Source organism: Actinomadura macrotermitis, from assembly GCF_009604375.1.
Classification (GTDB): Bacteria; Actinomycetota; Actinomycetes; order Streptosporangiales; family Streptosporangiaceae; genus Spirillospora; species Spirillospora macrotermitis.
The window spans coordinates 1,615,357-1,633,056 of the sequence record NZ_WEGH01000002.1 but is presented as its reverse complement, the minus strand read 5'-3'; the positions used below and the strand labels follow the sequence as shown (position 1 = coordinate 1,633,056).

General features: G+C 72.9%; 16 protein-coding genes. 12 read left to right on the top strand and 4 right to left on the bottom strand.

Going from position 1 to position 17,700, the window contains the following annotated elements:
- Nucleotides 1-25 precede the first annotated feature (25 nt).
- Entirely contained in the window at nt 26-1,690 is a 1,665-nt protein-coding gene (locus ACRB68_RS19655) for a substrate-binding domain-containing protein (protein WP_194293370.1), read from the top strand.
- A gap of 45 nt (nt 1,691-1,735) precedes the next feature.
- Here the strand turns inward: ACRB68_RS19655 and ACRB68_RS19650 are convergent, their stop codons facing one another.
- Nucleotides 1,736-2,467: an acetoacetate decarboxylase gene (locus ACRB68_RS19650; protein WP_153534179.1), complete on the bottom strand. Its 732-nt coding sequence runs from the start codon at nt 2,465-2,467 to the stop codon at nt 1,736-1,738.
- Nucleotides 2,468-2,623: 156 nt separating this feature from the next.
- Here ACRB68_RS19650 and ACRB68_RS19645 point away from each other — a divergent pair, with 156 nt between their 5' ends.
- Together ACRB68_RS19645 and ACRB68_RS19640 are read left to right on the top strand one after the other, a co-directional pair.
- Complete coding sequence (locus ACRB68_RS19645) at nt 2,624-3,496, top strand: 3-hydroxyacyl-CoA dehydrogenase family protein (protein WP_153534177.1); 873 nt, start codon at nt 2,624-2,626, stop codon at nt 3,494-3,496.
- A 159-nt stretch (nt 3,497-3,655) separates the two neighbouring features.
- Nucleotides 3,656-5,014, top strand: coding sequence for a sugar porter family MFS transporter (locus ACRB68_RS19640; protein WP_153535160.1), 1,359 nt, complete (start codon nt 3,656-3,658; stop codon nt 5,012-5,014).
- Here the strand turns inward: ACRB68_RS19640 and ACRB68_RS19635 are convergent.
- Together ACRB68_RS19635 and ACRB68_RS19630 are read right to left on the bottom strand one after the other, a co-directional pair.
- The gene (locus ACRB68_RS19635) at nt 5,011-6,150 is read right to left on the bottom strand and encodes a methyltransferase (protein WP_153534175.1); all 1,140 of its coding nucleotides are present in this window, start codon (nt 6,148-6,150) and stop codon (nt 5,011-5,013) included. The genes ACRB68_RS19640 and ACRB68_RS19635 overlap by 4 nt on opposite strands.
- 12 nt (nt 6,151-6,162) lie before the next feature.
- The gene (locus ACRB68_RS19630) at nt 6,163-6,744 is read right to left on the bottom strand and encodes a hypothetical protein (protein WP_153534173.1); all 582 of its coding nucleotides are present in this window, start codon (nt 6,742-6,744) and stop codon (nt 6,163-6,165) included.
- 395 nt (nt 6,745-7,139) lie between these two features.
- Here ACRB68_RS19630 and ACRB68_RS19625 point away from each other — a divergent pair, with 395 nt between their 5' ends.
- On the top strand, nt 7,140-8,024 hold the full coding sequence (locus ACRB68_RS19625; protein WP_153534171.1) for a helix-turn-helix domain-containing protein: 885 nt from the start codon (nt 7,140-7,142) through the stop codon (nt 8,022-8,024).
- Between the two features lie 74 nt (nt 8,025-8,098).
- Here the strand turns inward: ACRB68_RS19625 and ACRB68_RS19620 are convergent, their stop codons facing one another.
- The gene (locus tag ACRB68_RS19620) at nt 8,099-8,308 is read right to left on the bottom strand and encodes a DUF397 domain-containing protein (RefSeq protein ID WP_153534169.1); all 210 of its coding nucleotides are present in this window, start codon (nt 8,306-8,308) and stop codon (nt 8,099-8,101) included.
- A gap of 181 nt (nt 8,309-8,489) precedes the next feature.
- Here ACRB68_RS19620 and ACRB68_RS19615 point away from each other — a divergent pair, with 181 nt between their 5' ends.
- From ACRB68_RS19615 to ACRB68_RS19580, 8 genes are all read left to right on the top strand, one after another.
- On the top strand, nt 8,490-9,764 hold the full coding sequence (locus tag ACRB68_RS19615) for an AfsR/SARP family transcriptional regulator (RefSeq protein WP_153534167.1): 1,275 nt from the start codon (nt 8,490-8,492) through the stop codon (nt 9,762-9,764).
- A gap of 101 nt (nt 9,765-9,865) precedes the next feature.
- Nucleotides 9,866-12,229 (top strand): hypothetical protein, encoded by a 2,364-nt coding sequence (locus ACRB68_RS19610; RefSeq protein ID WP_153534165.1) that lies wholly within the window; start codon nt 9,866-9,868, stop codon nt 12,227-12,229.
- Between the two features lies 1 nt (nt 12,230).
- Complete coding sequence (locus tag ACRB68_RS19605; RefSeq protein ID WP_153534163.1) at nt 12,231-13,355, top strand: hypothetical protein; 1,125 nt, start codon at nt 12,231-12,233, stop codon at nt 13,353-13,355.
- A complete protein-coding gene (locus ACRB68_RS19600) occupies nt 13,352-14,392 on the top strand; it encodes a protein phosphatase 2C domain-containing protein (protein ID WP_153534161.1) in 1,041 nt (346 codons plus the stop codon). The genes ACRB68_RS19605 and ACRB68_RS19600 overlap by 4 nt, the downstream gene beginning before the upstream one ends.
- Nucleotides 14,389-15,492 carry a protein kinase domain-containing protein gene (locus tag ACRB68_RS19595; RefSeq protein WP_153534159.1) on the top strand — a complete coding sequence of 368 codons (1,104 nt, stop codon included), beginning with the start codon at nt 14,389-14,391 and terminating at the stop codon, nt 15,490-15,492. The genes ACRB68_RS19600 and ACRB68_RS19595 overlap by 4 nt, the downstream gene beginning before the upstream one ends.
- Nucleotides 15,493-15,511: 19 nt before the next feature.
- Complete coding sequence (locus tag ACRB68_RS19590; protein WP_153534157.1) at nt 15,512-16,243, top strand: vWA domain-containing protein; 732 nt, start codon at nt 15,512-15,514, stop codon at nt 16,241-16,243.
- 1 nt (nt 16,244) lies between these two features.
- Nucleotides 16,245-16,916 carry a hypothetical protein gene (locus tag ACRB68_RS19585; RefSeq protein WP_153534155.1) on the top strand — a complete coding sequence of 224 codons (672 nt, stop codon included), beginning with the start codon at nt 16,245-16,247 and terminating at the stop codon, nt 16,914-16,916.
- 351 nt (nt 16,917-17,267) lie between these two features.
- Nucleotides 17,268-17,675, top strand: a complete 408-nt coding sequence (locus ACRB68_RS19580; RefSeq protein WP_153534153.1) for a hypothetical protein — start codon at nt 17,268-17,270, stop codon at nt 17,673-17,675.
- Nucleotides 17,676-17,700: the final 25 nt, after the last annotated feature.

Sequence of the window (17,700 nt, the reverse complement as noted above, 5' to 3'; positions counted from 1 at the left end):
CCCCCGACGCCGGTCCGGCGGGTTCATGCGCCGCTTCGGCCCGCTGGCCGGCGCGGTCGCGCTGGCCATGCTGGCCGGCACCGCCGTGTACGCCTTCGCCGAGGACGCCGCCTGCGAGAGCGGGAAGGTCATGCGGCTCCGCGTCGCGGCCGCGCCGGAGATCGTCCCCGCCGTGGCCAAGGCCGCCCGCCGGTTCAACGACGAGCACGACAAGGTCGGGGACGCCTGCGTCCAGGCCGAGGTCGCGGCGGCCGACGTCGCGGCGACCTCGACCATGCTCTCGGGGCACGGCGTGCCGTCCGACACCGCCCGGGTCCCCGACGTGTGGATCCCGGACTCGTCGCTGTGGGTGTCGGCCGTGCGGGCCTCGGGCAAGCAGGGCCGGAACGCGCTCGCCGAGGTCCGGCCCTCGATCGCCGCCAGCCCCGTCGTGATCGGGATCCCCCAGGGCCGGGGCGCCCTGGCGCCCTCCTGGGCCGCCCTGCTCAAGGCGCTCGGGAACACCCCGACGGGGCCCGGCGCGGCCCGGCTGCTGGTCCCCGACCCCGCCGCCAGCGCCACCGGCATGGCCTCCTTCATGATCACCGACGCGCTGCTGGGCGGCCGCCCCGACAAGCCGCTGGTCCTCACCGCCCTCGCCCGCACCATCCGCGAGACCACCCTGCGCACCCCCGAGGACCAGTTCGCCCGGTTCACCGCGGGCACCGGGCGGCGGCCCGTCGCGCTGGTCTCCGAGCAGGCCCTGTGGAAGCACAACCGCGACGGGCGGCGGGGCCAGGCCGTGGCCGTCTACCCGCAGGAGGGCACCCTGTCGCTGGACTACCCCTACGTCGTCACCGCCCGCGACCGCGACCGGGCCCGCGCCGCCGGGCTCCTCGCGGCCGCGCTGCGCGACGGCGACGCCCGCCGGGACGTCCAGGACCTGGGGTTCCGCACCCCCGACGGCCAGGCGCCGGCCTCGTTCACCGAGGCCGTCGGCGTCCGCCCCGAGGCGCCGCGCAGCCTGCCCGCGCCCGGGGACGCCGCGGTCGGCGCCCTCGTCCAGGCGTGGCTGAAGCTGTCGCTCGGCATGCGCCTGCTGATCCTGACCGACGTGTCGGGCTCCATGGCCGAGCAGGTCTCCCCCGGCCTCACCCGCATCCAGGCCGTCGCGCGGACCTTCCCGAGCGGGCTCAGCATGATGTCCGACGACACCGAGGTCGGCACCTGGCTGTTCGCCACCGACCTGGACGGCGCCAAGCCCTACCGGGAACTGGCCTCCGTCGGACCGCTCGGCGAGCGCGTCGGCTCGCGCACCCGCCGCGACACGCTGCTCGCGGCGCTGCCCCGGCTGAAGGCCGAACCCGGCGGCGGCACCGGGCTGTACGAGACCGTCCTCGCCGCCTACAAGTACATGAGCCGGACCTACAAGCCCGAGTTCGGCCATTCGATCACGGTGCTGACCGACGGCCGCAACGACCAGCCCGGCAGCGACCTCACGCTGGCCGAGACGCTGCGGCGGCTGCGCGCCATGCAGGAGCCGGACAAGCTGATCGTCGTCAACATGATCGGCTACGGCGACGACGTCAGCCGCACCGAGCTGGAGCAGATCGCCCGCGTCACCCGCGGCGCCGTCCAGGTGGCGGAGTCGCCGGGGGACATCCGGAAGATCTTCCTGAAGCTGCTGTCCCGCCGCATCACCGAGCACTGAAGTGAGCGGGGCCCGGCCCGGGAGCGCCCCCGGGCCGGGCCCCGCTCACTTCAGGTAGTCGTGCACCGGCTTGGCGGGCGCCAGGGTGAGGTCGGTCAGGATGTGCGACGCCGAGACGATCTCCAGCACGGGCAGGTCCGCCAGCGGCGCCATCACGTGCGCGAACAGCTCCAGCCGCGCCGGGCCCCGCCAGGCCTGCTTGACGGTGATGTCGCTGATCTCGGTGCGCACCAGGTCGCACACGCGCAGGCCGGAGTAGCCGAGGACCGCCTTGATCGCGAAGGTGGGCACGGTGATCTGGTCGCGCGCCTCGCCGTGGTCCAGCGCGTCGTGCTTGTAGGCCATCGTGGCGGTGGCGACCCGCTGGCTCGCGTAGTCCAGCGTGCCGACCAGCACCCCCTCCTCGACGAACAGCCGCGGCGTGCCGACGGCCTTGGGGTAGGCCGACAGCTCCCGGCCGGCGGCGATCGCGCCGGCGTTGTTCAGGTGCATCTCGTGCAGGTACTCGCCGTCCTCGCCGTCGAACCGGACCGCGATCACCTGGCCGCTCTCGGTGTAGGGGCCGAAACCGTCCACGTCGCCCATGTGCATGACCTCGAAGCGCACCAGCGGCTCGGCGACCTCCAGCGGCTCGGGGACGACCGCCCGCAGCGCGTCCGGGTCGGTCCGGTAGACGATGTTGAGGTACTCGCGGTCGATGAAGCGGGTCGGCCGCAGCGGGTAGGGCGGTGCCGAGAGCGGCGTCAGCGGGCTGCGCAGGATCTGTTCGGGCTTCATGGTCGCTCCTTGGCACAACGTCGGGTTTGTACGCCGCGTCACTGGACACGCTCCGTATCAAGCCGATCACGACTTGCATCGAATAGATGATCAGGGCGGCGCCGGCGTAAACGCGGTCGGCGCACCGGCCGCTTCTGTCCTCAAGGAGCCACCGTCATGGGTTTCCCAGTCCCGACCGACTTCGCGAGCCGCCCGGTCGCCGTCATAGGCGCGGGGACGCTGGGCCGCCGGATCGCGCTGATGTTCGCCACCAGAGGCGGCACCGTGCGCGTCTTCGACCCGTCGGCCGAGCAGCGCGCGGCGGCCGTCGAGTACGTGGAGCAGGAGCTGGGCTCCACCATCAAGACGCTCCGGCTGGCCGGCCCGCCGGGCGAGGTCGTCGCCGGCGACGACCAGGACGCGGCCGTCCAGGACACGTGGCTGGTCGTGGAGGCCGTCCCCGAGGTGCTGGACCTGAAGAAGAAGGTCTTCGGGCAGCTGGACGCGGCCGCGCCCGCGGACGCCATCCTGGCGAGCAACTCCTCGTCCTACGCCAGCCGCATGTTCATCGACCACGTCAAGCGGCCCGAGCGGGTGCTCAACACCCACTTCTACATGCCGCCCGCCTCGATCACGCTCGACGTGATGTCGTGCGGGAAGACCGACCGCGCCGTGATCGACTTCGTGCTGGAGACCTTCCCCCGTTACGGCCTGCGCCCGTTCGAGGCGCGCAAGGAGAGCACCGGGTTCATCTTCAACCGCATCTGGGCGGCCATCAAGCGCGAGTCGCTGGAGGTGGTCGCCGAGGGCGTGTCCACCCCGCAGGACATCGACGAGATGTACGTGCTCAACTTCGGCACCCGGTACGGGCCGTTCCGGATGATCGACCAGGTGGGGCTGGACGTCGCGCTCGACATCGAGGAGCACTACGCCGCCGAGAACCCCCACCTGCCCGAAGGGCCGCGCAAGGTGCTGCGCGAGTACATCGACCGCGGGCGCCTCGGGGTGAAGACCGGCGCCGGGTTCTACGACGACTACAAGACCGGCTGAGCCGACATCAGGACCACGGCGCCCGCCGGCAGGCGCCTCGGGGACGCGCCGCGGGCCGCGTCGTGGTCGTGGCCGGCCTGGAGGCATGACGTGCAAGGATTCTCCACCTCTCCGAAGCAGCACACGGGGCCGATCGAGGACGACATCCCGAAGGAGGGGATGCACAAGATCTGGTTCTGGTCGGTGCTCATCGCCGTCGGCGGGTTCCTGTTCGGCTTCGACACCGGCGTGATCTCCGGTGCGCTGCTGTACATCAAGAGCGACTTCTCGCTGAACTCCTTCGAGCAGGGCAGCGTCGTCAGCGTGCTCGTCCTCGGCGCGATGGTGGGCTCGCTGACCGCGGGCCGGATCGCCGACCGGATCGGGCGCCAGAAGACGATCGGCCTGGAAGGGGCGGTGTTCCTGGCCGGCACGGCGATCGCGGTGCTCGCCAACGGCTACGTGGCGCTCATGGCGGGCCGGATCGTCCTCGGCCTGGCCGTCGGCGGCGCCTCGGCGACGGTGCCGCTCTACCTGTCGGAGATCTCGCCCAAGAACATCCGCGGCCGGGTGCTGACGCTCAACCAGCTGATGATCACGGTGGGCATCCTGGTCGCCTACATGGTCAACCTGATCTTCTCGGGCTCGGGGAACTGGCGCGCGATGATCGCGGCCGGCGGGATCCCCGCGTTCGTCATGATCGTGGCGTCGCTGTGGGTGCTGCCGGAGTCCTACCAGTGGCTGCTGGCGCGCGGCCGGGACAAGGAGGCGCACCGGCTGGTCGCCTCGGTCACCGGCACCGAGATCGCCGACATCGCGGTCCGGCGGTTCAAGGAGCAGATGCAGCGGCACGCCGACAGCCCGGAGGCCAAGACCGAGGGCAAGGGCTGGCACGTCCTGCTGTCCCCGCACGTGCGCCCCGCGCTGATCGTCGCGGTGGTGCTGGCGGTGGTGCAGCAGTTCGGCGGCATCAACACGATCATCTACTACGCGCCGACGATCATCCAGGAGACCGGTCTCACCGCGTCCAACTCGATCTTCTACTCGATCGCCATCGGCGTCATCAACCTGGTGATGACCATCGTGGCGATCACCCTGGTCGACCGCACCGGACGCCGCCCGCTGCTGCTGCACTCGCTGCTGGCGATGACGATCACGATGGCGCTGCTCGGCCTGGCGTTCGTCGCGGGCTGGCCGTCGCTGCTGACGCTGGTCTTCATGGTGCTCTACATCGGCGGCTTCGCGGCCGGCCTCGGCCCGGTCTTCTGGGACCTGATCGCCGAGGTCTACCCGCCCGAGGCCCGCGCGGCCGGGTCCGCGGCGGCGACGGCGGTGAACTGGCTGTCCAACTTCACCGTCAGCCTGGTGTTCCTGCCGATCGCCAACGCCATCGGCCAGGGCCAGACCTTCTGGATCTTCGGCGTCATCTCACTGCTCGGCCTGCTGTTCGTGAAGCGCTTCGTCCCCGAGACCAAGGGGCGCGACATCGACCAGGTCACCGCCGACCTGGCTCAGCGCTTCGGCCACGCCAAGACCTAGCGTGCCCTGCGCACCGCGCGCAGCACGACGAACTTGGGATTGGCCGCGACGGTCGTGCAGCCGCCGAAGATCCGGCGCAGCCGCACGTGGTGGCCCAGGTGCCGGTTGCCGACGACCCACAGCTCGCCGCCGGGGGCCAGCGCGTCGCGCGCGCCGGTGAACATGCGCCACGCCGTCGCGTCGGTCGTCGCCTGGTGGGAGTGGAACGGCGGGTTGTTGAGCACCAGGTCCACCGACCCGGCCGGGACGCCCGCCATGCCGTCACCGGCCCGGAAGACGGCGCGGCCGCCGGCGTTGGCGCGGTAGGTGGCCTCGGCCGACGCCACCGCCTGGAAGGACTCGTCGAGGAACAGCAGCTCGGCGTCCGGATGGGCGAGCGCCGCCGCCGTGCCGACGACGCCGTTGCCGCAGCCGAGGTCGACGATGCGCCGGAAATCGCCCTGCTCGGGCAGGTGCTGCAGCAGGAAGCGGGTGCCGATGTCGAGGCGGTCGGCGCAGAAGACGCCCGCGTGGTTGACGACGGGCCGGCCCGAGACGGCGCCGGCGCCGTCCGGCAGCCGGTAGGTGAGCGGCCACGGGCTGGGCGCGCGCGGGATCGCCGGGTCCGGCGTACAGAAGATCAGCCGGGCCTTCTTCACCGCCAGCGACGTCCTGGTCGGGCCGAGGATCTCCTCGAACAGGCGCAGCGTCGAGGTGTGGATCTCCTTGACCATGCCGGTGCCGACCACGACGGTGCCCTCGTGCACCCCGGGCGCCAGCCGCCGCAGCTGGTCCTCCAGCAGCGCCAGGCTCTTGGGGACGCGGACGAGCAGCACGCCGATCCGCTCGGGCGGCGCGTCCCGCGTGGTCAGCAGCCGCACCTCGCCGCCCCCGTTGCGCGCCAGGTTGGCCCTGGTCGCGGCCTGCCCGAGGAAGGAGTCGCTGATCTGGACCGGCCGGTGGCGCGCCAGCGCGGTGGCCAGGGCGCCCCACCGGTCACCGACGACGACGAGCGGGCCCGCCAGGTCCACCGCCTCGTCGGCCAGGTGCCGCAGCAGGTACTCGTCGGCGGCGTCCCAGGCCCGCAGGCCGTTCCGCTCGTCCTCGGGGAACCGCGCGAGCCCGTACTCGCCCCATGCCGTCACCAGTCGCTCCATCGTCCGCCCAGGTTAGTGCCCGTCCGCCCCGCCTCCTGCCGGGTCCGCGGCGTGCGAGGCGGGGCCGGACCCGCCGGTCCAGATCCAGGCCGGGGCCCGCGTCCGCTTCGTCTCGGCCGTGACGGGACGAAGCGGCAGCGGGCAGGTGCCGTCGGCACGCAGCATGCTCCGGTACGCGGTGTCGGACACCACGAAGGACAACTCGGCGCCCGGCGCGGTCAGCACGTCACGCACGGCGGGCGCGTCGACCAGGCGGAAGGTGTGGTTCAGCGGGCCCCCGACCATGCCGTAGGGGTCGCGGTGCACGACCCCGGTGTGCAACGCGGCGCGCAGGCGGAACCTGACGGGGCCGGCGGCCCCGCGGTTGTGCGCGGCCAGCCCGCTGCCGAGCCGGCGGACGAGCGCGGGGGCGAGGACCGCGACCGGGACGGGGACGGGGACGACCACCAGGACGCCGTCGCCCCGGTCCTCGTGCAGGCAGAGGCGCCATGGCAGTTCCGCGTCGTCGAAGGAGCGCGACATCAGCCGGAACAGGGAGTGGCGGAGCGCGATCTGCGCCCGGTCGTCGCGGCCCGTGAAGTCCTTGATGTCCACGACGAGGATCGTGCAGTGCCGGGATGAGCCGGCCGGGAAGGTCACCGGCGCGGGGACAGGGCGGCGGGGACGCGCGCACTCCTGGCAACAAGTCGCGACTGTCGGCGTTCGCCCTATATGGGACGCCCGGTTCTGCCACGCTGTCAGCGGGCCGCCCGCGCCGCGCCCCTCCTCCTTCGGCACCTCGCCTCCCCCTCTCGCGCCCGGCCGTGAATCATCTGGGGTCATACCGGATCACTCCAATCGGCGACGACGGCCGGCAGGGCGGCCGTGACCAGCACTTGGTACGAATTTCCACCAATGGGAACAAAAACGAGACGGTTCGCGTCGAATCATATAGATTCTTGTCGAGTCAGAGCGCCACCGTTCGGTGGCAGGGATGGTGAACGAACACGATGACGGCTGCGAAACGGGACGACGATGCCCCGGCGAGCCGGTTCCGGCTGGCCGCCGAACTGCGCGGCCTGCGCGAACTGGCCGGCCTGTCCGGCCGGGACCTCGCGCGGCTGATCGACATCAGCCAGTCGCAGGTGTCGCGGATCGAGTCGGGCAAGTCGCTGCCGACACTGCCGCAGGTACGGGAGTGGGCGAAGGCGGTGGGCGCGTCCCCCGAGGCCCGCGCCTGGCTCCTCGTCACGGCCGAGACCGTCCGTACCGAGTCCAGCCCCTGGCCCGCCGCGCTCGCCGGGCGCCCTCACCTGCAGGACGAGATCAAGGAGCAGGAGGCGCGGACGCGCGAGTCCCGCTGCTTCCAGCCCTCACTCGTGCCCGGCCTGCTGCAGACGGCCGAGTACGCCAGGCGCGTGTTCGAGATATGCCGCGAGATCGTTTACAACGGGGAGGGCCTCGCAGCGGCCGTGGCGGGCCGGCTGGACCGGCAGCTCGCGCTGTACGATCCCGAGCGCCGTTTCCAGTTCCTGATCACCGAGTCCGCGCTGCGCTGGCGCCCGGGGTCCGTCCCCGCCCAGCTCGCCCAGCTCGACCGCATCGCCTCGCTCTCGACGCTGGAGAACGTCTCCATCGGGCTCATCCCGCTGCGCGTTCCGGCACTCACCTACTTCTCGCACGGCTTCGTCATCTTCGCCGAGGACGAGGAACGCGAGCAGGACGCCTTCGTCACGCTGGAAACGATTCATGCGAACACGGTGGTGCACGACCCCGAAGACATTCGCCTTTACGAGGATCGCTGGTCATTGCTGAGGCAAATGGCGGTCTTCGACGAAGAGGCCCGAACCTTCCTCGCCGAAATCGCCGACGAAATACGGAGGTCCGCACCGTGACCGCAGCACACCGGGAACGCGCGGGCCCGGCGGCCCGGGCGGCGCGAACCGCCCGGGCCGCCGGCCCCCGCCCGTCAGCGCAGGTCGAACTCGCCGGCCCGGGCGCCCGCCAGGAACGCCTTCCACTCGTCGCCGGTGAACCACAGGACCGGCCCCTCGGGGTCCTTGGAGTCACGGACCCCCACCCAGTAGGCGACGGTGACCTGGACGCAGTTGCCCACTCCCTCGCTACGGGTGCTCTTACGCCACTCGCCGCTCTTCAGCCGGCTCTCGATGGGGTTCATTTCACTGCCCTTTCCCTTGTCGTACGCGGTTCCGTTTGCCGCGTGAAAAGAGCATGCGACGAACACCCGGTCGGTTCTCCGCGGCTTTCCAGGTGGGTTTCCAGGTGGGTTTCCAGGTGCTCTTCCGGCCGGACCCGCCCCGCCGGGCCTCAGAAGCGCACGCGACCGGGAAGGGCGTGAAATGCAAGACGAACCTGCGGAAAGGCCCGACCCCGGCGAGATCGCCTTCTGCCTGCTGCAGGAGGTGCGGGCCGAGTTCGGCGGCCGGACCATCCCCCTGGGCGACCAGAAACGGCGGCTGATCCTGGCGATCCTGCTGTCCCACAGGATGCCGGTCTCCGACGACGCGCTCATCGGCATGGCCTGGGAGGGCGCGGAGCTCGACCGGATCGCCGCCCCGGTGCGGCTGCTGCAGGACCACGTCCAGAAGCTGCGCGGCGCACTGAAGCGGGCGAAACCGGGAGCCGAACGGCTGCTGCCCCGTGGCGCCGGCGGGTACCGGAGCGAGGCCGGCCGGCGGCAGGTGGACCTCTGGCGGTTCACGGACCTGGCCGAGCGCGCCAGAACGCTGGAAGGGCGGGACGACGCCAGGGCCGTACGGCTCTACCGCGGCGCGCTGGCGCAGTGGGGGCCCCTCCCGGACGGCCCCTGGACCGCCGCACCGCTGAGCGGGCTGAAGAGCTGCCCCTGGGTCGACCGGACACGGCAGGAGCTCGTCGCCGAGTACCAGCGGGCACTGCTGGCATGCCTGGAGATCGAGCTGAGGATCGGCCCGCCCGGCGCGCTCGTGCCCGAACTGCACCGGCTGACCGAGGCCGCCGAACCGCCCCATGACGGGTTCGCCCGCCTGTTGCTGCTCGCGCTGCACCGTACCGGCCAGAAGGGCGCGGCCGTCGATGCGTACGAGCGGCACTGCGACCGCACCGAGAAGCACGTCGGCGCCGCCCCCGGCGCGGACCTCAGGGAACTGCTCCAGCGGATCTGCAACGACGATCCGGCGCTCTCCCCGCCTCCCCCTCCCCCCACCGGAGCCAGCATGAGCGAGTCACCGTCGTCCCCCGGCCCAGCCCGTACCGTCCAGGAGATCGGTGAGACCGCCGCCACCGTGGTCGTGGAGCACGCCCGGCACGCGCTGTCGGGCACGCTGGTCGTCCCGCCGCCCCCCGCCGGCAAGCTGGTGGCGAAGGTGCACGAGGCCCTCGGCGCCGATCCCGCGGGCGCCAAGATCCTCGGCGACCTGAAGCGCGAGCCCGACCGGGCCGACGCCGTCAGGATGCTCCGCGACGCGCTGGTCACGCGCATGCTCGCCGACGCGGCGCTCCTGAAGAGGCTGAGCCGGTGCGTCGAGCAGCTGGACGCCGGTTCCGGCACCCCCCAGACCACGATCAACGCCAAGCGCATCGGCAAGGTCGTGACCTTCAACGACAAGGTGCGCATGCGCGACTTCAACTGCTGAGCGGGGCGGCGCGCACCCCGCGCCCTTCGCTCGCCCGCGCCGCCAGGCCCGCCCCGGTGCCCCGGCGCCCCGTCAGCGTCCAGCCGACGAAAGCGGAGACCATGAGCCAGTCCGACGAACCCGGGCCCGGCAAGGAGCCGGCGGGCGGCACGCAGCCGCCCGAGAACGACCCGAAACAGCCCGCCGAGCCGCAGGCGCCCGAGCGGAGCGGCCCGGGCGACGCCCCCGAGCCCCCCGACGAGGGATTCCCCTCCACCGAGGAGGACGCGCTGCGCGCCCTCGGCGACGGCGACGACACCGGCCGCCCGGCGCAGCACGCGCAGTACATGGACATCATCAAGCAGATCGTCGGACGCTACGCGGGCGCCGACGCCGGGCCGTCCATCGGCACGCTGGCGCTCTTCCAGGACAGCGTCGAGTTCGCCGGCGACCTCAACGCCGGCGCCGGCCCCCGGCCGCGGGGCCGCGCCGACTCCAGGATCGACCTGTCGCGGCATGGCGCCCACCTCGCCGCCTTCGTGGAGCCGCCGCACTTCCCTACCGCCCGGAACGTCCTGACCGAGCGGCACCTGCTCGTGCTGACACTGCCACCGGGAACGGGCCGCGAGGCGCTGGTCTACAACCTGCTGGCCCGGCTGCCGGACGGCGCCGGCCCGGTCGAGTGCCGGCTGCTGTCGGACACCACCGACCTCAGCGCACCCGGCTGGCGGCCCAAGGAGGAGGACCGCGCGTTCGTGGTGGACCTGGACGGCGTGATCGAGGCCCGCGCCGAGGAGGGCGGGCTGAGCCCCGACCGCATCGACGAGCGCTGGATCCACGAGACCGCCGCGGCGCTGCGCGCCGCCCGGAGCTACATGATCGTGCTGACCGGGCCGGCCCGGGGCGCGCTGCTGGAGATCGCCGATCATTCCTCGCACGTGCTCACCGGGATCGGCCGGGTGCATCCGATGCGGATCGTCGAGCGGCGGGTGCTCGGCACGTCCCACACCCGCGACCAGCTCACCGAGCTGCACGGCCGGCTCGCCGCCTGCGGCGGCGAGGAACTTCTGCGCGAGTGCACCGAGCCGCGCATCGCCGCCCGGCTGGCCGACGCGGTCAAGGACGGGCGGGACCTGGACGGTGTCGTCCGCGAGCTGCGCGACCCGACCGGCGAGGTGCACCGGCGGCTGAGCCGGTACCGGGAACCCGAGCACGTCGCCTTCGCGCTCGCGGCGGCGGTGCTGGAAGGCGCGGGGTATCTGACGGTGTCGGACGCGGCGCTCGACCTGTACGCCAGGCTCGTGCCGGAGGAGCAGGCCCCGCCGCTGTCGCGGCTGCGGTTCCGCGACCGGCTGGGCGCCGAGCAGGCCTGGATCGAGGTCGCCGTGCCGCGGGGCGGCGGGCCGCAGCAGGCGCCCCGGGTCCGGTTCCGCAGGCCGCTCGTCCAGCAGGCGGTCCTGGAGTACGCCTGGACCTATCTCGACAGCGACCGCCCCGCGTTCGTCTCCTGGCTGCGGCGGCTGGTCACCCACCCCGACGTCGAGGTCCGCGCCCGCGCCGCCGTCGCGGCCGGCGTGCTGGCCGGCACCGATCCCGTGCACGCCCTGCACCGGTTCGTCCGGCCCTGGGCGCTGGACGGCTCCCCGGTGCTGCGGCAGGCCGCCGCCACGGTCCTGGACCTGCTGGGCGGCCGGCCCGGGCTGGCCGACGAGATCTGGGAGCTGCTGGAGGAGTGGGCCGCCGAGAGCGGCACCGGCCCGGCGCCGCGGCGGCTGGCCCTCGCGGCCGGCACCGCGGCGGGCGGGATCATGGGCCGCCGGGACCCGGACCGCGCGCTGCGGGTGCTGCGCACGGCGCTGGACCGCGAGGACTGGGCGACCCTGCCCACCGTCGCGCTGAGCGTCCTGCACCTGGTCGAGCTCGGCCGCACCGCGCAGGTGCTGACGGCGCTGCTGGAGTGGAGCGCCCCCCAGGACACCTCCCCGCTGGTCACCAAGACGCTCTCGGCGTTCGTGTTCGCCGCGACCGAGCCCGCGCCGGAGATCGGCCGGGTCGCACGCGGGGAGGGCGGGGCACGCTCGCGGCTGCGGCTCGCCCCGGCCTCGGACAAGGACGCCAAACCCCTGCTGCTCACCGGCACCGCGGCGCACCGCACCCCGCTCGTGGAGCTCTGGGCCCGTTCCCTCGCCCGCAAGCCCGTGCAGACGCAGGCACTGGCACGGCTGCGCCGCTGCCTGGAGACCTACGCCGGCGACGACATGGACGTCCGTTCCGGAATGCGCGACCTGATCCTGTCGATCGCCGCGCTGCCCGGTCAGCATCATCAGCGGCTGACCTACCACCTCCAGCAGTGGGCCAGGGACCGGGAGCGTCCCAACGAGGCGGCGAAGCAGATCCACGCCGCCCTCGCGCGCAGCACACCCCCGCCCCCGCCGCCGCCTCCGTCGGGAACGGCACGCCTCGTCCTCCCTTGGAAGGAGAGCTGAAATGGAACAGCTGACCTACGACCCCATCCTGGATGAGCGCGAGATCTCCCGCGTCAGGGTCTTCAAGCCGCTGCGCGCGCCGCGCCCGCAGGAGGCGATGGTGCTGGAACCGGGCACCGGAGCGCTGCGGGCCTTCAGGCACGGTGAGCCGATCCCGGGAGCCCGGCTCACCGACTACCGGCGGATGTACCTGGTGGACATCGCCGAGCACCGGCTGACCCTGGACTTCACCCTGCTGAGCAGGGACCACACCATCGCCTTCAACGCGCGGGCCGACCTGCTCTGCCAGATCGCCGATCCGGCGAAGGTCGTGGAGCGCGGCATCCGCGACGTCAGCGGCGCCCTGTACGGGCCGCTGAAGCGGATGCTCCAGGACGTCAGCAGGCACTACGACGCCCTGGCGTTCCACGAGGCCCAGCAGGCACTGAACCAGGAGATGCGGTACTTCTCCGGGGACTCGGCCATCCGGCTCCGCGAGATCGTCATCGAACTGCTGATCGACGCCGACGAGGCCGCCGCGAGCGGGCGCGAGTTCCGCGACCGGGCCCGTGAACAGCGCCTGGACGACATGAGGTCCGACCACCGGCTCGAACGGCTGCGCCGCGACGGCGTCGAAGGGCTCATCGCCGACATCGCGGAAACGGAGGGCGCGTCCGCCGCGCTGGACCGCATCCAGGCGATCGAGCAGAACGAGCGGAACGAGCTGGTGACGGCATGGGACTCCTTGCTGAGGAACTCCGCCGAGCCTTTGGAGCCGCATCAGATCGCCGAGGCGCAGCAGAGGCTGCTGGACCGGTACACCGAAGGCTCGTCGGCGCCCTTCGGCGGGACACGGCCGCGGCTGCGCGGTTCGCTGGCGCCGGAGATCGGGCCGGCCGCCGCGCCGCCGCCGTTGCCGCCGCCGGTGCGCGCCACGCCCGTCGAAGCCCGCGCCGACACGCCCTCGGAGGAGACGGCGGCCTCGCACGGCGCCGCCGCCACACCGCTGGAGCCCCCGGAGGACGAGCCGCCCGGCGGCGCCCCCTACGCCGCGGCGCCGCCCCCGGACACGGACGGCGGGAACGGCGCAGACCGGCCGCGGACGAGCCGCGTGCGCGGCTTCCGCACCGGGGACCCGGAGCGATGAACGGCGCCCCGGCCGCGCCACCGCCCCCGGCCTCGCGGACATGGACGCGGCAGGCCGGTGACACGATGGCGGGCGGCATCTGGGCCGAGACCAACCGAGGCGAGGACGCCGAACCGCTGTTCGTCCACCACCTGCCGTCCGGCCAGGGCGTCACCGGTGTCTTCGACGGATCCGGCGGCTCGGGATCGGCGTCGGCCTACGAGAGCAAGGACGGCACGCCGCGCACCGGGGCATGGCTGGCGGCACGCGTCGCGCGCGTCGCGCTGGAGACCTGGTTCGGCACGTCCTTCCACGCAGGCGCCGGTTTCGAGACCGCCGCGCTGGAGGCGCGGCTGACGGAACTGCTGGCGGCGCTGCGCCCGGCCACCCCGTCCCGGATCATCGGCCGGATGCACAAGGAGCTGCCGACGACGCTTGCGGCCGTGCGCTACAGCGTCCAGGCGGGCCAGGTGGACTGCCAGGTGCTGTGGGCCGGGGACAGCCGCGTCTACCAGCTGTCCCCCGGCGGCGGCCTGCAAGCGCTCACCCGCGACCACACCGAGGAGGAGGACGGCCTGGTCCAGCTGATCCAGGACCCGCCGCTCACCAATGTGATCTCGGCGAGCGCGCCGTTCTTCGTCCAGGAACACCGCCGGCTCCTCGATCTGCCCTGCGTCCTGGTGTGCGCGACCGACGGCTTCTTCGGCTACGTGCAGACCCCCGCGCACTTCGAGCACCTGCTGCTGGCCACGCTCCGGGACGCGGCGTCGATGGACGACTGGATGGAACGGCTCCGGCACGACGTCATGGGCTACACGACCGACGACGCCTCGCTGGGCGTGGTCGTGCTCGCCTGCGCCGGCTTCGCGGAGCTGAAGGAGATGTTCGCGGCCCGCACCCGGGAGGTGGAGCGGGAGTACTGGCACACACGCCCCCGCATGGACGCGGGACCCCCCGGAGCGGACGACAAGGCCGGCCGGCGGTGGCGCCAGAAGACCTGGGACGACTACCGCGACGGCTACGAGCGCTTCATGCCCCCGGTCCAGGAGGAACGATGAAACTCGGGACGACGGTCAACGGCTACCTGGTGACCAGCCGGCCCTGCAACGACGACGCCGGCAAGTGCGTGTGGGCGTTCGCCGAGCGTGCGGGCAAGCCGTACTTCATCAAGCGTTTCCTGGAGCCCAAGCGGCCCAGGCCGGACTCGACGGCCAGCACCCGCAGCCAGGAGCTCCGGATGCAGGAGTGCGCGGAGTTCGAGCGGCGGCACCTCCAGGTGGGCGGGCTGCTGAGGCAGCGCCACGGCGAGCCCGGCAGCGGCAACCTGGTGATCCCGCTCGACTTCTTCGTCGTCGGCTCCACCTACTACAAGGTGACCGAGAAGGTCGAGGTCGCCGAGCAGGGCCCGGAGACGTTCGACGCGCAGCACAAGCTCGTCCTGCTGCGGACGCTCGGGCTCAGCCTGCGGCTGCTGCACGCCATCGGCGTCGTGCACGGGGACCTCAAACCCACCAACGTGCTGATCGAGCGCAAGCCGGCGAGCGCGGCGTTCCATCCGGCCAAGCTCATCGACTTCGACGACGCCTACGTCTCGGGCGAGCCCCCGCCGCCCGGCGTGGTCGGCGGGGACCAGCTCTTCGGCTCTCCCGAGTGGCTGCGCTACATGAAGGAGGACCCCCGCGTCCGGCGCCGTGACCTGACGGTGCGGAGCGACATGTTCTCCATGGGACTGATGACGCACCACTACCTCACCCAGCGCCTGCCCTCCCACGACCCGGCTTTCGGCTCGCCGGCCGAAGCGGTGGCCGAGGGGGCCCCGCTGGAGTTCGACCCGCGTCTGGCGGCACCGATGCGGGAACTGCTGGGCGCCCTGGCATCCACCGATCCGCGGGCCCGGCCCGACATCGACGAGTTCCTGAGCACGGTGAAGGACACGCAGCTCTGCGAGCTCGGCCCGGGGGCGGTGCCGGGCGCACCGGGACGGGCCGCCGGGGAGCGCGCCTCCGGCGGGACACCGGCCGCCTCCGCACGTCCGTCGCGGCTGCGGATGACCTCCTTCGGCACGCCGACGCCGCCCGTGCCGCCGACCCCGAAGCCCTCATCGCCGCCGGCCCGTGGGTCGCGGCTCCACATCAACCTGGGCGACGACCGCCCCTGATCACCGAGACGAGGATCCCATGAGCGGAACCGACCAGTACCGCGGCCAGTCCCCCGACCAGTACCGCGGCAGCCTTCGCTACGCGGTCGACATCGTGATGTGCATCGACGCGACGGCGAGCATGGGGCCGGTCCTGGAGGAGGTCAAGCGCAGCGCGCTGAACTTCCCCGCCCGGCTGGAGGCGGACATGGCCCAGAAGCACAAGGCCATCAGCCGGCTGCGGCTGAAGGTCATCGCCTTCCGGGACTTCGCCGACCACGCCGACGACGCGCTGCAGGAGAGCGACTTCTTCGTCATGCCCGGCGAGGCCGACAAGTTCGAGGCGTTCGTGCGCGGGCTCTCCCCGGTCGGCGGGGGCGACGTCCCCGAGTCGGGGCTGGAGGCGCTGGCGCTGGCGATCCGCGCCCCCTGGGAGCGCGGCCTCGACCGGCGCCGGCACGTGATCGTCATGTTCACCGACGCGCCCGCGCACCCGCTGGGAACGCCCGACGCGCGTGCCGCCCACACCTACCCGGCGGGGCTGCCGCTCGACGGGGACGCCCTGCTGGAGGAGTGGGGGTACGCGCGCAGCCAGCAGGCGCTCATGGAGAACTCGGCCAAGCGGCTGGTGCTGTTCGCCCCCGACGCCACGCCGTGGAAGGAGATCTCCGAGGAGTGGAACATGACGATCCTGTTCCCCTCCACCGCGGGCCAGGGCCTGGAGGAGTTCGAGATGGGCGAGATCATCAACACGATCGGGAACAGCATCTGAGATGCGGACCCCCAGGAACGGGCTGCCCGCCGCCCCGCCTCCGCCCCCGGGTGCGCAGGGCGCGGGCGCACCTGCCCGGCGCGTGCTGTACTGCCGGGACGCCCGGCTGATCGTCGACGGGCCGAGCGTCGACTTCCTCGACTCCCGGGGGTGCTCGCTCCGGCTGCCGCTGGACTGGTGCGCGAAGGCCGAGGCGCGCAGCCTGCCGGGCACGGAGCAGACCCAGCTCACCCTGCACTTCGCCTTTCCGCCCATGCGTCCTGGCGAGGAGCCGCCGGTACTGGCGGTGGTCCGTGTCCAGGTCGACGGCCCCTATCTGCCAGAGGCCGAGGAACTGCTGGCGGACCTGCGCGCAAGGGCGGCGGCCCGCCTCGGGAACGCCGCCCGGCAGGACCCCGCGCCGGCCCCGCCGGCCGCCGTGCCGCCCGCGCCGGCGCCGCCGGTCACGGGCCCGTCCGCCCCCGCCCCCGCCGACGCCCGGCGCCCGCCTGCGGCGCCGCCGGCCGTGCGGGCCGATGCCCCCGTGACCGGCCGGACCGTCCCGTGGACGGCGCCGCAGACCGGCGAGTGGCTGAGCTTCCCGCCCCTCCCCGCCTCCGCCGAGGTGCTCGACGACCTCGTCCGATGGGCGAGCGCCCCGGCGCCGGCGCCGGCGCAAACTCGGCACCTGTGAAGGAGACGCGCGGTGACCTCGAGCTGGGAATGCACCTCGTGTAAAACGTTCAACGCCGCGACCGACGCCGAATGCATCTGCTGCCAGAGACCGCAGCCGGCCGAGCCGGCGGTTCCGGCGGAGACCGCGCGCCACGCCCCGTCCCGCACGGCGATCCTGCCCCCGCCGCGTGAGGAGGTCCCGCTGCGGCGCACCGCTCCGATCCCCGACGAGATCTTCCTACCGCCGCGAAGCACGGGCTACCGGCCGGGTCCGGCCGCTCCTCCCTCTCCCCCACCGCGCCGGCCGTCCCCACCTGCGCCGCCGGTCGTCCCGCGGCCCGCGCGGCGCTCCGGCCGGCTGAAGGCGGCAGTGGTCGCCGCCTGCGTCCTCGCCACCCTCTACCTGGGTGCGGGCAACTGGGAAACGGTGCAGCGGTTCTTCGGCGAGCACCTCCGCACCAACCCCGCACCCGCCGGCACCTGCCCCGCCAAGGTCGCCCGGAGCATCTCGGGGGACGGCCCGGTGAACCTGGTCGCCGCCTACCGGACCTCTCAGCACGACGTCATCATCTGCAGGACCGGCACATCCCGGTTCTACTATCACGGCGAGGTGACCGGGAATCCGGGCTCGGCCATGGACCTGCCGGCCCGCAAGACCGCCAAGGGCTATCTGGCGGTCAACGGCTCCTACACCTACGAGGTGCGCGGCCGGCGCATCATCGTCTCCCGCAGCGGCCAGGTGATCGGCGACTACCGGGGGCGTCCCTTCAAGCCGTGAGCCCGGCGTCCGTGGTCCGGGTCTT